The sequence below is a fragment of the Kribbella hippodromi genome (genome assembly GCF_039531045.1).
Taxonomy (GTDB): Bacteria; Actinomycetota; Actinomycetes; order Propionibacteriales; family Kribbellaceae; genus Kribbella; species Kribbella hippodromi.
On record NZ_BAAAPH010000011.1, the window covers coordinates 74,776 to 88,755 of the forward strand.

12 protein-coding genes are annotated in these 13,980 nt (G+C 68.5%); 1 reads left to right on the forward strand and 11 read right to left on the reverse strand.

What is annotated here, in order from left to right; genetic code table 11:
• Positions 1-11: 11 nt before the first annotated feature.
• The 11 genes from ABD260_RS18375 to ABD260_RS18425 form a co-directional block, all read right to left on the reverse strand.
• Positions 12-1,019 carry a Gfo/Idh/MocA family protein gene (locus tag ABD260_RS18375; RefSeq protein WP_344234809.1) on the reverse strand — a complete coding sequence of 336 codons (1,008 nt, stop codon included), beginning with the start codon at positions 1,017-1,019 and terminating at the stop codon, positions 12-14.
• Positions 1,012-1,863 (reverse strand): ATP-binding cassette domain-containing protein, encoded by an 852-nt coding sequence (locus ABD260_RS18380; protein WP_344234810.1) that lies wholly within the window; start codon positions 1,861-1,863, stop codon positions 1,012-1,014. Before ABD260_RS18380 ends, ABD260_RS18375 begins: the two co-directional genes overlap by 8 nt.
• A complete protein-coding gene (locus ABD260_RS18385) occupies positions 1,860-2,906 on the reverse strand; it encodes an ABC transporter permease (protein ID WP_344234811.1) in 1,047 nt (348 codons plus the stop codon). The genes ABD260_RS18380 and ABD260_RS18385 overlap by 4 nt, the downstream gene beginning before the upstream one ends.
• A 9-nt stretch (positions 2,907-2,915) precedes the next feature.
• On the reverse strand, positions 2,916-3,911 hold the full coding sequence (locus ABD260_RS18390) for a sugar ABC transporter substrate-binding protein (protein ID WP_344234812.1): 996 nt from the start codon (positions 3,909-3,911) through the stop codon (positions 2,916-2,918).
• Between the two features lie 82 nt (positions 3,912-3,993).
• Positions 3,994-4,887 carry a sugar phosphate isomerase/epimerase family protein gene (locus ABD260_RS18395; RefSeq protein WP_344234813.1) on the reverse strand — a complete coding sequence of 298 codons (894 nt, stop codon included), beginning with the start codon at positions 4,885-4,887 and terminating at the stop codon, positions 3,994-3,996.
• Position 4,888: 1 nt separating this feature from the next.
• Positions 4,889-6,802 carry a 3D-(3,5/4)-trihydroxycyclohexane-1,2-dione acylhydrolase (decyclizing) gene (gene iolD, locus ABD260_RS18400; protein ID WP_344234814.1) on the reverse strand — a complete coding sequence of 638 codons (1,914 nt, stop codon included), beginning with the start codon at positions 6,800-6,802 and terminating at the stop codon, positions 4,889-4,891.
• A complete protein-coding gene (iolB, locus tag ABD260_RS18405; protein ID WP_344234815.1) occupies positions 6,799-7,710 on the reverse strand; it encodes a 5-deoxy-glucuronate isomerase in 912 nt (303 codons plus the stop codon). The genes iolD and iolB overlap by 4 nt, the downstream gene beginning before the upstream one ends.
• A 48-nt stretch (positions 7,711-7,758) precedes the next feature.
• Positions 7,759-8,643 carry a Cgl0159 family (beta/alpha)8-fold protein gene (locus ABD260_RS37605; protein ID WP_425553355.1) on the reverse strand — a complete coding sequence of 295 codons (885 nt, stop codon included), beginning with the start codon at positions 8,641-8,643 and terminating at the stop codon, positions 7,759-7,761.
• A gap of 1,484 nt (positions 8,644-10,127) precedes the next feature.
• Positions 10,128-11,069, reverse strand: a complete 942-nt coding sequence (gene iolC / locus ABD260_RS18415) for a 5-dehydro-2-deoxygluconokinase (RefSeq protein WP_344234817.1) — start codon at positions 11,067-11,069, stop codon at positions 10,128-10,130.
• A 49-nt stretch (positions 11,070-11,118) separates the two neighbouring features.
• Entirely contained in the window at positions 11,119-12,003 is an 885-nt protein-coding gene (locus ABD260_RS18420) for a sugar phosphate isomerase/epimerase family protein (RefSeq protein WP_344234818.1), read from the reverse strand.
• A gap of 92 nt (positions 12,004-12,095) precedes the next feature.
• Positions 12,096-13,082, reverse strand: a complete 987-nt coding sequence (locus tag ABD260_RS18425; protein ID WP_344234819.1) for a Gfo/Idh/MocA family protein — start codon at positions 13,080-13,082, stop codon at positions 12,096-12,098.
• A gap of 154 nt (positions 13,083-13,236) precedes the next feature.
• Between ABD260_RS18425 and ABD260_RS18430 the strand changes: the two genes are divergently transcribed.
• Entirely contained in the window at positions 13,237-13,977 is a 741-nt protein-coding gene (locus ABD260_RS18430) for a GntR family transcriptional regulator (RefSeq protein ID WP_344234820.1), read from the forward strand.
• Positions 13,978-13,980 lie beyond the last annotated feature (3 nt).

The following is a 13,980-nucleotide window of genomic DNA, read 5'->3' on the forward strand; positions in this document are numbered from 1 at the left end:
CAAGACGGTGTTCATCCGAGGATGGCGCTGCGGTCCGCGAGGGCGACCTCGACCGGCTGACCGGTCGCGAGCGACTCCAGGCCGGCCTCGCACACGGCCGCCGCCGCGTACCCGTCCCAGGCCGTCGGCCCGTCCAGCTCGCCGCGTACGGTCGCGTCGACCCAACGCTGCACCTCGATGTCGTACGCCTGCTCGAACCGCACCCGGAAGTCCGCCGGGATCGCCGTACCGCAGGTCGCGCCGGCGCGCGTCACCACCCCGGTCCCGAGACCGATCGTCGCGCTGCCCCGCTCCGCGACCGCCTCACAGCGCACCTCGTACCCGACCTGGAAGTTCACGAACACCTCCACATCGGCCATCGCGCCACCCGCCAGCTCGAACAAGGCCAGTTGCGGATCGAGTACGCCCTCGCCGACCAGACCGGTCGGTTTCGGCGTACGCACCGTGATGCGGGTGATCTCGTCGTCGAACAACCACCGGGCGACATCCACCTCGTGCACCATCGAATCCCGCACGATCATCTCGCTGCGGAACGTCGCCGGTACGGTCTTGTTCCGGTGCACGTTGTGCAACACGAGCGTACGCCCGAGCTCTCCCGAGTCGAGCAGCCGTTTCAGGGCGGCGTACTCCGGGTCGAACCGGCGCATGAACCCGACCTGGATCAGCTGCCGGCCGAGCTTGTGCTCCGCCTCCACCACCCGCAACGCGGACTCGGCGTCCATCGTCAGCGGCTTTTCGCAGAGCACCGGCTTGCCGTGTTCGAGGCAGGCGAACAGCTGCTCCGCGTGCACGAACCCCGGCGAGGCCAGAATCACCGCGTCCACATCGGCAGCCGCGATCAGCTCCAGCGGATCGCCGATCGCCCGCGCCCCGAGCCGGGCCGCGACTCTCTCGGCGCGCTCCCCGTCCGGGTCCGACACCGCGACCAGCCGGGCGCCGGAGGTCTTCCGCGCCACCCGCTCCGCATGGTCGGCGCCCATCACCCCGACCCCGACAATCCCCACCCGCAACTCACTCATTCCCCGCCGTCCCCTCCTCCTGATCATCCGGGTTCGCGCCGCGGAGCTCGTGGCTGAGCGCCTCCAGCTCGGACCCGCCGGCCATCTCCGTCGTCAGCTGTTCGAGCGTGATCTCCGAACGGTGCGTGTCCAGCGTGACCCGGCCGAGCTTCAGCACCACGAAGTGATTGCCGACCAAGTACGCGTGGTGCGGGTTGTGGGTGATGAATACGACCCCGATCCCGGCGTCCCGCGCCTTCACCACGTACTTCAGCACCACGCCCGACTGGTTCACCCCGAGCGCCGCGGTCGGCTCGTCGAGGATCAGCACCTTCGCCCCGAAGTGGATCGCCCGCGCGATCGCCACGCACTGCCGCTGGCCGCCGGACAGCTTCCCGACCGGCTGCTCCAGGTCGGGGATCGAGATCCCCATCTTGGTCAGCTCCTCCTGCGCGATCCGCTTCATCGCCACCGAGTCCAGCAGCCCGAACGGCCGCTTGGTGATCTCGTTGCCGAGGAAGAAGTTCCGCCAGACCGACATCAGCGGCGCCAGCGCGAGGTCCTGGTAGACGGTCGCGATCCCGCTGTCCAGCGACTCCCGCGGCGACGAGAAGTGCCGCTCCTGACCGTTCACCGACATCCGGCCGGAGGTGTAGTCGTGCAGCCCGGCGATGATCTTGATCAGCGTCGACTTGCCCGCGCCGTTGTCGCCCAGCACACAGGTGATCTCACCCTGCCGCACCGCCAGCGACACCCCGCGGAGTGCGGCGATGTTGCCGTAGCTCTTGCCGACGTCCTCGAGCAGCACGATCGGTGTGTTCGGGGCGGTCGCCGCCTCGTCCGCGAAGGACTCCGTGGTGGTCATCGCGCCTCCGCCTTGTTCTTCACGACCAGATTGACGATCGTTGCCAGTAGCAACATTGCGCCGAGGAACGCCTTGAACCAGTCCGGGTTCCAGCCCGCGTACACGACGCCGAGCTGCACCATCCCGAAGATCAGTGCACCGACGGCGGCGCCGACCACCGATCCGTACCCGCCGGTGAGCAGGCAGCCGCCGACGACCGCCGCGATGATGAACAGGAACTCCTTGCCGACACCCTCACCGGACTGCACGACTCCGTTCTGTACGAACAGCAGCTGCATGCCGGTGAACCACGCGAAGAACCCGACTGCCATGAACAGCCCGATCTTCACCTTCTTCACCGGTACGCCGACCGCCCGCGCCGCCGCCGCGTCCCCACCGACGGCGAAGATCCAGTTGCCGATCTGGGTCTTCAGCAGCACCCAGGCGGCGATCGCGACGAACGCGATCCACCAGACGATGATGATCTTGATCGTCACGCCGCCGAGCTTGAACTCCGAGGCGAACACCGCGTGCGCCGCGCCGAACCCGTCCATGTCACTGATCGAGTTCGACGCGACGGCGCCGGAGGTGAGCCGGGTGACGGCGATGTTCAGGCCCTGCAGGATGAAGAAGGTGCCCAGCGACACCAGGAAGCTGGGCAGCCCGGTCCGCATCAGCAGCCAGCCGTTGAACGCGCCGATCGCCAGCGACAGGACGAGCGCCACCAGCACACCCACCCAGACGTTCAGGCTGAACTGGTACGCGAAGATGCCTGCGGTCAGGCCGGAGGTCGTGACCGCGACACCGGCCGACAGATCGAACTCGCCACCGATCATCAGCAGCGACACCGGCACCGCCATCACACCGATCAGGGCGGCCTGGTACAGGATCGTGCCGGTGTTGTTGACGTCCCGGAACGGCGGCGCCGTGATCAGGAAGAACACCAGGATGACTGCCGCGCCGACGAGCGACCCGATCTCGGGCCGGCTGAGCAGCCGCGCGCCGATGGAACGGGCGGAGACGCGGTCGTCGCCCGGGGCCGGTGAGGTGATGGTGGATGCCATGGCGTTACCTCAGCGCGTCCCGGCTTCGGCGTACTTCAGCACGGCCGCGATGTTCGCCTTGTCGATGAACGCCGGCCCGGTCAGCGTCGCCTGACCACCACCGATGGTGTCGCCGTTGTTCTTGTACAGCCAGAGTGCGTCGACGGCCAGGTACCCCTGCAGGTACGGCTGCTGATCGACGGCGAACTGCACACTGCCGTCCTGGATCGCCTTGGCCATCTCCTTGCTCATGTCGAAGCTGCCGATCTTCGCGCTCGATCCGGCGTCCTTCGCGGCCTGCACCGCGGTCAGCGCGATGCCCGCATTCAGCGCGACGACGTAGTCGACGGCCTTGTCCTGTTGCAACTTCGAGGTCAGCGTGGCCTGTGTACCCGGCTGGTCGGTGCCGTTGACGTTCACGTTCTCGACGTTGCCGAACTTGTCCTTGATGCCCTGGCAGCGGGCCTCCAGGCTGACGTTGCCCTGCTCGTGGATGACGCAGAGCACCTTCTTGGCGCCGAGTTCCTTGAGCTTCTCACCGGTCGCCTGCCCGGCGATCCGCTCGTCCTGGCCGAAGTACCCGATCGCGCCGCTGGACTTCCACTGGTCGAGGCCACCGTTCAGCACGGTCACCGGGATGCCGGCCGCGATCGCCTTCTTCACGTTCGGGATGACGGCGTCCGGCTTGTTCAGTGTGACGGCGATCCCGTCCACCTTGGAGTCGATCGCGGTCTGCACCAGGTTCGCCTGGGCCGCGCCGTCCGGGTCCGCCGAGTACTGCAAGTCGATGTTGTCCTTCTTGGCGGCCGCCTCGGCGCCGCGCCGGACGATGTCCCAGAAGGTGTCGCCCGGGCCTGAGTGGGTGATCAGGGCCACCTTCATCCGCGGGGTGTCCGCGACGCCGCTGCCACTTCCGCTGGAGCTCTGCTCCTTCTGCTTGCCGCCGGACGAGCTGCACGCCGCCAGTGCCGCGGCGAGCGCGACCGCCGCGACCGCGGCCACCGCCTTCTTCTGCCACCGAACCATGACTTGGACCAGCCTTTCAGGACGAACCGCGGTGACTCCGCGGATATGCGTGGGACCAGAGAGTGTCACACTCCGCTGGTCGTCAGCTCGATACGCCACCCCCTCCTGTGGATAAGTACGCCAGCGTCCGCTCTGCGATCGGCAGCGGGACCTCCGGCGCACACGGGTACATGTCCTGCTCGACGATTGCGAACACGTCGACATCGAGCGCTGCCAGCGCGTCCAGCACCGGCGGCAGCTCGGGTACGCCATGTGGTGGCTCGACGAACACGCCTCGCCGGACCGCCTCGTCGACACTCAGGCCCTCGGCCTCGACCTCGGCAAGCACCTTTGGATCGACCTGCTTCACGTGTAGATAACCGATCCGGTCCGGGTATTTGCGGATCAGCTCCAGGTTGTCGCCGCCGCAGTAGCTGATGTGCCCGGTGTCCAGGCAGAGGTTCACATGTTCGGGGTCGGTCTCCTCGAGGAAGCGCTCGACTGTGTCTTGGGTGTCGATGTGACCGTCAGCGTGCGGGTGGTACTGCGTACGCAGCCCGAACTCCTCCGCCAGTCGGCGACCCAGCTCGGTCACGGCCTGACCGTGCCGCGCTTGTCCCTCGTGATCGAGCCGTTCCTCGACGATCTCGCCATCGTCGCCACGCCACATCGACGGCATCACGACGAGATGCTTCGCGCCCATCGCCGCCGTCAGCTCGGCTGTCTTCGCGACATCGCGCCAGGTCGGTTCCCAGCCACCAGGACGGTGCAGCTGCTCGAACGTCGTACCCGCCGTCATCGTCAGACCGCGTTGATCCAGCTCGTCCTTGAGTCGCACCGGATCGGTCGGAAGGTACCCGTACGGACCGAGCTCGATCCGGGTGTACCCGGCCGCGACCACCTCGTCGAGGAACCGGGTCCACGGCGTCTGTTGTGGATCATCGGCGAACCAGACTCCCCACGAATCCGGCGCGGTACCGATGTCGATCCGGCCCATGTCAGCGATCGCCTTCGGCGGGAGCCAGGTACGGCCGCTGGGTCTTCTTGCTTTCCTCGTACGACGCCGCGGCCGCCTGCGTTGACTGCAGCTCCGACACTTCGCTGACCGGAACGTCCCACCACGAATCGCTGTCCGGCCCGCCGACCAACGGATCGGTGGTGACATGGATCGCGATCGGACCAGTCGCCGCCTTCGCGGTGTGGATAGCCTGCTCCAGCTCGGTGCGGCTGCGGACATCGATCACGTCGACACCGAAGCTGCGTACGTTCGCCGCCAGATCCACGGGCAGGTAGTCGCCGTCGAGCCTGCCGTCACCAGTGCGTTTGCGGTACGCCGTGCCGAACCGTTGCGAACCCAGCGACTCGGACAGCGCACCGATCGACGCGAACCCGTGGTTCTGCACCAGGACCACGATGATCTTGAGGTTCTCCTGGACCGCGGTGGCCAGCTCGCTGGACATCATCAGGTACGACCCGTCGCCGACCATGACGAACACGTCCCGATCCGGCGCGGCGAGCCTGACGCCAAGACCGCCGGCGATCTCGTATCCCATGCAGGAGAAGCCATATTCGACGTGGTATCCCTTCGGGTCGCGCGTCCGCCACAGTTTGTGCAGGTCACCCGGCATCGAACCGGCCGCGCAGACAACCACATCAGACGGCGCCGACAATTCGTTCACGGCACCGAGCACTTCGCCCTGGGTCAGCAGGCCGTCGGCGAGTTTGTCCGTCACCTCCGCCGAGGGCCGGAAGACTTTATCCACAGTTGCGTTCCAGGCGGTTGCGAGCTCCCTCGCGAGCGAGGTGTACTTGGCGTCCACCGACCAATCCCCGAGTCCGGAGCCCAACGAAACAAGGGCTTCCCGGGCATCGGCGACGAGAGGAAGACCAGCATGCTTGGCACTGTCGAACCGCGCCACGTTGATGTTCACGAACCGCACGTCAGGGTTCTGGAAAGCAGTCCGCGAGGCAGTGGTGAAGTCGCTGTAGCGGGTGCCGATCCCGATCACCACATCGGCTTCGCGGGCCAGCGCGTTGGCTGCCGTGGTGCCGGTCGAGCCGACCGCGCCCACCGACTGCGGGTGGTCGAAGCTCAGCGATCCCTTGCCTGCTTGGGTTTCCGCGACCGGGATGCCGGTCCGCTCGGCGAACGCACGCAACGCGTCCTCCGCGCCCGAGTAGTGCACGCCGCCACCAGCGACGATCAGCGGACGCTGCGCGGACCTTAGGAGATCTACCGCCTTGTCGACAATTGATGCCTCCGGCACCGGCCGCCCGACGTACCAGGTGCGCTCGGCGAAAAGCTCCTCCGGCCAATCGTAGGCCTCGGCCTGCACATCCTGCGGCAAGGCCAGCGTGACCGCGCCGGTCTCGACCGGATCGGTCAGCACCCGCATGGCGTTCAGCAATGCCGACGGCAACTGCTCCGGCCGCCAGACGCGGTCGAAGTACTTTGACACCGGCCGGAAGGCGTCGTTCACGGAGATGTCACCCGCGCCGTAACTTTCCAGCTCCTGCAGCACGGGTGTCGCCACCCGGGTCGCGAACACATCGGAAGGGAGGATCAGCACCGGCAGCCGATTGATCGTCGCGAGGGCCGCACCCGTCACCATGTTGGTCGAGCCCGGGCCGACGCTTGCCGTGCAGGCGTAGGTCTGGAGCCGGTCCCGGGTCCGGGCGTACGCGGCCGCAGTGTGCACCATCGCCTGCTCGTTGCGGGCCAGGATGTACGGCAGGGCCTCCGGGTCGTCGAGCTCCGACTGCAGCAACGCCTGCCCGACACCGGCGACGTTGCCGTGGCCGAAGATGCCCAGACACCCGGCGATCAGCCGCTGCCGTACGCCGTCCCGCTCCGAGTACTGAACGCTCAGGAATCGCACCAGGGCCTGGGCGACCGTGAGACGCACCGTCATGACTCATCCCCTCCGAGAGGCTCAGTTTGCTGGAAAGGCAGGCGTGGATCGATATGTTGCGAGTTCCACAATTCACGGACCCAGGCGTGCAGCGGGTCGTCGGTGATCAGCCATTGGCGTTCCGTGCCGGGGCCGGCCATCACGTTCAGGTAGTACATGTCGTAGCCGGGCGGTGCCATCGCCGGACCGTGCCATCCGTGCGGGACCAGGACGACGTCCCCGCTACGGACCTCTGCCAGGACGTCGATCGGCCGGTCGTCGGTGCCGTACACCCGCTGGTACCCGATCGGGTCGTTGCCCTTGGCACCTTCGGGTGCATCGTCGGAGAGCTGCAGCTCGAAGTAGTAGATCTCCTCGAGCTCGCTCTCCTTCCCGGGCCGGTGCTCGTCGTGCTTGTGCGGCGGGTAGGACGACCAGTTGCCGGCCGGAGTGATCACCTCGCAGGCGATGATCGAGTCGGCGTCGAGCACCCCCGGCGTACCGAAGTTGCGGACCTGACGGGACGCGACGCCGGCGCCGCGCAGCTCGGTCTCGACGTCCTCGACCGCGATCCGCTGGAACGGGCGATCACTGGCCGCCTTCGCGAACGGGAACGCGATCCGCGCGCCGCCGGGGCTGACCACGGCGAAGGTTGTGTTCCGCGGCACGTACGCGAGATCGGTCGCGCCCGCGAACACATCGGCCCGGCCACCGAGCGGTACCGACTCGCCGTCGATGATCACCTCGGCGGAGCCGTTCAAGGGCAGCACGATGTACTCGCAGTCGCCGGTGTCGATTTCCACAGACTGCCCGGGGCGCAGGGTTCGTACGGTCAGCCCACTGTGCTGCCAGCCGGGATCGCCCGGCCGCACCACCACGTCGTACCCGTCCCGCGCCGCGGTCCCCGCCGGCCGAACCCACTCACTCATCCCGACCTCGCTCCCCTCGAACCTGGGTGCTCTGCGTTTCCTGCGCGGTCATGCGGTGCCACCGTGGACAAGAGCGGCGGCCCGATCGACAGCCGTCGCGACATCACCGTCGGGCGGGAAGAGCAACGCCCGGCCGACGACCAGCCCGCGTACCGAAGGCAGATCCAGCGCTTTGCCCCAGGCGGCGTAGGTTGCCTCCGGGTCGCCGGTCGGGTCACCGCCGAGCAGCAGTGTCGGCAGAGTCGTTGCCTCCATCACCCGATCGAGCTCGTCGACGACCGGCAGCTTCAACCAGGTGTACGCACTGGTCGCCCCGAGACCGGAGGCGATCTGAATGGACTTGATCACCGACTCCGGGTCGAGCAGGTTCGTCACCCGCCCGTCCTCGGACCGCGTCGACCAGAACGGCTCGACCATCGCCATCAACTTGTGCTCCGCCAGCGCGGTCACCGCGGCGGCGCTGCTCTCCAACGTCGCGACCGTCCCGCGGTCGGCGAGGTCGATCCGGGTCAGCATCTTCCCGCCGTCGAGCCGGCGCGCCGCGATCTCGTCCGCGGTCCGGTACGCCGTGAAGCGATCGTCCAACTCGAACGATGCGCCCTGCAGGCCGCCGCGGTTCATCGAACCGATGACGACCTTGCCCTCGAGCGCGCCGAGCAACAGGAGGTCTTCCAGCACATCCGGCGTCGCGAGTACGCCATCCACGCCCGGCCGCTGCAACGCGATCACCAACCGCGCGACCAGATCGGCCCGGCTGCCCATGGCCATCCGATCACCGCGCACGCCGAGCGCACCCCGCGCCGGATGATCAGCAGCGACAATCAGCAGCCGGCCGTCCGCACCGACCAGCCCACGCGTGCGCCGACCCAGCCAGCCTTCCTCAACCCGCTCCGGATACCGAACCCGAACCTCGGTCAGCTCCGCCAGCCGCAGGGCAAACTCTTCCTGCCACCCGGCGTCTCCGGAGGCCCAGCCCTCCCCATCAGCAGCACCGGTTTCAGCAACCGGCGCACCCACACTCAGCACCTCAGCCGGAGCCTCAGCAACCACCGCCTCAGCAGCAACCGGCCCACCGACGATGAGCTCTGTGGGGGCGATGTCCGCATCGATCGGTCCACTGCCGATGAACTCTGTCGGAGCGACCTCGGCCGCAATCGGCTCACCGGCGATGAGCTCAGTGGACTCAAGTGCGGAGTCGGCCGGGCCGCCGGCGATGTGCTCTGTGGATGCGAGTGCGGAGTCGATCAGCTGCCCAGCGCTCGGCTCAGCAGCCGCCGGCCCGTCGCCTCTGAGTGCTGTGGAGGCAAGCTCAGCACCGGTCGGCTCAGTGGCGATCGACTCCGGAGCAGTCGGCCGTGCAGCGGTTGGTTCGGAGGCAGTCGACTCAGCAGCCATCGGCCCAGGAAGGACCTGCTCGGCACCCATCGGCCCCGGAACAATCTGCTCCGCAGCCATCGACCCCGGAGCGAGCTGCTCGGCACCCATCGGGCCCGGAGCGAGCTGCTCGGTAGCCAGCGGGTCCGGGGCGAGCTGCTGGGCGGCGGCTGGGTCAGTGGCGGTCGGGTCGGTGGGCGTGGGACTTGCGGTGGGTGCGGCTTCGGGGGGGTCGGTTGGTTGTGCGGGAGTTGTTGGTGGGGCGAGTTGTTGCTGGTTGCCGGGGCCTTCGATCAGGCCGGACTGCCCACCGACGAGGTGGTCGGCCTCCGCCGGCGCACGAGTGCCGGCGGGAAGATCCAGGTTGCCGATGACTGTTGTCTGCCCGTCAGCGCTCGTGGTGGTCCGCGACGGATCCACCACGACCGTCAGGTCCTCAGCCCCAGGAACGTCCGGACGGCGCACAACAACCGTCGGATCATTAGAACCAACGCCGCCATGCACACTCACCGTCGCATCGTTCGAGCCAACCCCGCCCCGCAGATCCGCCGTCGGATCGTTCGAGCCGGCACCAACCCCACCGCGCGCAATCACCGTCGCATCGTTCGAGCCAACGCCGCCCCGCAGATCCGCCGTCGGACCGTTCGAGCCGGCACCAACCCCACCGCGCGAAATCACCGTCGGATCATTCGAGCCAACCCCGCCCCGCAGATCCGCTGTCGGATCGTTGGAGCCGGGACCCGGTCCGGGTCGGTCGTCGGTGGGCACGATCATCGTCGGGTCGCTCGAACCAGCGTCGACGCGGGGCCGCGCGCTTGCCGTCGGGTCGTCGGCGCCGGCGAGCGGCTCCGGGTGTTGTGGTGCGAACGGGGACTCGCGCGGGATTTCGAAGGTGGGCTCGCTCGCGCCTGGAACCAGCACGGTCTCGTCGTCGGACGTCGAGTGCTCGCCCGGAGGCTGGATCGGGATCGCCCGTGCCTCCTCGGAGTACCCCTCCTCGGATTGCGGTGTAGCGGGGTGCTGAGGGTTCGGGGTGTTGGGGCTCATGAGTTGCCTCCCAGCTGGGAGAGGACCTCGTCGGTGGTCGGCATCGCGGTGGAGCATTCGAGCCGGGACGCGACGATCGCGCCGGCGACGTTGGCGAAGCGGATGACCTTTTCCAGCGGCCAGCCGGACAGCAGCCCGTGGCAGAGGGCGCCACCGAAGCCGTCACCGGCGCCGAGGCCGTTGACCACCTCGACCGGGAACGGCGGGACCTCGACACGTTCGTCGCGGGTCCGTGCCAGCGTGCCGCGCGGCCCCTGCTTGACCACGGCCAGGTCAAGGCCGCGGTCCAGCAACGCCTGGGCGGCCTTGTCCGGATCGGTTTCGCCGACCGCCACCTCACACTCCTCACGGTTGCCGACGGCAACCGTGCAGTGCTCGAGCGCCCGCGACACTTGCTCGTGCGCCTCACTCGGGTCGGCCCAGAACATCGGCCGGTAGTCCAGGTCGAGGATCGTGAGCGGCTTCCGCCCGCGCGCTTCCCAGGCGGTGAAGTGCGCGGTCCGCGACGGTTCCGCGGACAGTCCGGTGACGGTCGACCAGTAGATGGAAGCGTCCCGGATCGCGTCCAGGTCGAGCTCGGACGGGTTGATGACCAGGTCCGGGGCCTTCGGGAAGCGGTAGAAGTACAGCGGGAAGTTGTCCGGCGGGAAGATCTCGCAGAAAGTGATCGGTGTCGGCAGCCCGTCGACCGGCGTGACGAAACGGTCGTCGACGCCGAGTTCACCGAGCGTGCGGTGGATGAACGTGCCGAACGGGTCGTTCCCGGTCCGGCTGATCACCGCCGTCTTCCGCCCGTGCCGCGCCGCCGCGACCGCCACGTTCGTCGCGCTCCCACCGAGGAACTTGCCGAACGAGGTCACGTCCTCGAGATGTGTTCCGGGCTGCAGCGGGTACAGGTCGACCCCGATCCGCCCGATTGTCAGTACGTCGTCCACCATCAGACCATCCCATCCCGCCGGTCCGTCCGTCCGGACGGCACTCGGGCGGTCATCGAAGCGCGGCCGCGATCGCGTGCAGGTGGCCGATACTGGCGCGTACGTCGGCCACCGGCCCTTCGCCACTCGGCCGATCGGTCAGGATCGTGTCCTGTTCCAGTACGTACCACCCGTCGTACCCGGCCTGCTCCAGCGTCGTCACGATCGTGGTGATGTCGATGTCACCGGCACCCAGCGGCCGGTACATGCCCTGCCGGACCGCATCCGTGTACGTCGCCTCGCCCGCCTGCACGCGGGCGGCCCACGCGGCGTCCACGTCCTTCAGGTGCGTGTGCCGAATCCGGTCGGTGTGGTCGACGGCGAGCGCGACCGGGTCCGCGCCACCGATCAGCAGGTGGCCGGTGTCCAGCGTGAGCCCGATCGACGAGCCGCTCAGGACCCGCTCGAGGTCGGCCGCGTTCTCGACCATCGTGCCTACGTGCGGGTGGACGGTCGCGAGCACGCCCCGCGATGCGGCCAGCTCGGCCAGCTTGTCGAGGTTGGTGAGCAGCGTGTTCCAGCCCGCGTCATCAAGGACCGGGCGGCCGTCGTACCCGTCCTGGCCGGTCGCCGCCGCCAGCACGAGCGTGCCGGCGCCGGCCGCGACGAACCCCTCCAGCGCGGTCGCGACCTCCGGCGCCGGGTCATGCGCGGGATCGTGCAGGACGACGGGTACGAACCCACCGACCGCGCGGAGCCCGACGTCCGCGAGCGTTTTGGCCTTGTCCGCCGGGTCGTCCGGGAGGAATCCGTCCGGACCGAACTCGGTCGCGGCCAGGCCGACGGTCCGCATCTCGGCGAGCACCGTCTCGGCGTCGTACTGCCAGCCCCAGCCCGGTACCTCGCTCACGCCCCACGAGATCGGGGCCCCGGCGATACGAGCAGCAATGTCGGTCATGAAAGCAAACTCCTCAGAGCGTGATGGTTCGGCGCACAGCACTTCAGCGGCAAGCAGTTCAAAGGCATGGCAAGTTCAGAGGCATGGCAAGTTCAGAGGGTGACGATGCGGTTCTCGTGCCGGGACAGCTCGCAGGCGTCGGCGATCCGGAAGGCGGCCCGCGCGTCCCGGACCGTGCACGGCACCGCCCGCGTGCCGGCGACGACCTCGGTGAAAGCGGTCAGCTCCGCGACGTACGCGGGCTGGAACCGGTCCATGAAGGTCATGTGCGGCTGCCCACCCGGGAAGGTGACGCCCGGCTCGGCGGACCGGAGCGCGGTGTGCTCGTCCAGGCCGACCGCGATCGAACCGAGGCTGCCGTGCAGCTCCATCCGTACGTCGTGGCCGGCGCCGTTGTACCGCGTGCCGCTCACCGTGACGAAGGTGTTGTCGTCCAGCGTGAGCAGTGCGGCGGCTGAGTCCACGTCACCGTGCTCACCGAAGAACGCTTCCCCGCGGTTCGCCCCGGTCGCGTACACACTGACCACCTCGCGCCCGGTGACGTACCGGATGATGTCGAAGTCGTGCACGGTGCAGTCCCGGAAGAAGCCGCCACTGTTCGGGATGTACTCGTGGTGCGGCGGGAACGCGTCGTTCGTGTTCGTGCGGATGTGGTGCACGTACCCCAGCTCGCCGGTCTCCACAGCCGCCCGCGCCGCCTGGTAGCCGGCGTCGAACCGGCGCTGGAAACCGATGTGTACGGGCACGGTCGACGCCTCGACCAACTCCAGCACGCGCTCGGTCTCGGCCAGGTCCAGAGCGACCGGCTTCTCGCAGAACGTCGGCACGCCGGCCGCGACGCCCGCCGCGATCAGGTCCGCATGCGCCGACGTAGCCGCCGCGATCACGAAACCGTCCAGCCCGGACGCGAGCAGCGCCGGCACGTCCGGCGCGGACGTGACGCCCAGCTCCTTCGCGACCACCTCGGCCCGGGCCGGGTCCGCGTCGGCGACGACCACCTGATCCACCGCCGGCAAGCCCTTCAGCGTCGCGGCGTGGAACGCCCCGATCCGACCGACCCCGACCAACCCGATCCGCATCCGCGCAGCCCTCTCTCGAAGTACAGGCGCGCCACAGCCCCGGCGGCGCGCTGGTTGCCCGTCAGCTTTCCGGCCCCGGACGGGAGGTGTCAATACTTTGTTAACACATTCTCACGTCGCGACATGAGTACATCGTCGATGTACCATCCCGGGCATGATCACGGCGCTGCCCATCCAGCTCGACCGGACCAGTCCGGTACCGCTGTACCACCAGCTGGCCGAGCAGCTGACCGCCGCCATCACCGACGGCCGGCTGCGGCCCGGCGACCCGTTCGAGAACGAGATCGGCATGTCCGATCGGCTGAACCTGTCCCGCCCGACGGTGCGGCGGGCCATCTCCGAGCTGGTCAACCAGGGCCTGCTGGTCCGCCGCCGCGGCATCGGCACCACCGTCGCGAACCAGATGGTGCATCGCAAAGCCGAGCTGACCAGCCTGTACGACGACCTCGCCCGTGAGGGCCGCACGCCGCATACCGAGGTGCTCGCGCTGGATTGCGCCGCGCACGACGAGCGCGCCGCCGCGGTCCTCGAGCTCCCGCCCGGTACGCCGCTGGTGTCGATCGTCCGGCTTCGCTACGCGGATGATCTTCCGCTGGCGATCATGCGCAACTGGCTGCCGCCGACGCTCGCCGACCTGACCACCGAAGAGCTGATCGCCGACGGCCTGTACGCCGTGCTCCGCGCCCGCGGTATCCGTCCCACGGTCGCCCGGCAGCGCATCGGCGCCCGGAACGCGACCGCCGACGAGCGCCGTACGCTGCACATGTCCAAGGCGGAACCGCTGATCACGATGACCCGCTCGGCGTACGCCGCCGACGGATCACCGGTCGAGTACGGCAGCCACTGCTACCGCGCGGACCAGTACTCCGTCGACGTCGTCGTTTCCGAACGATGAACC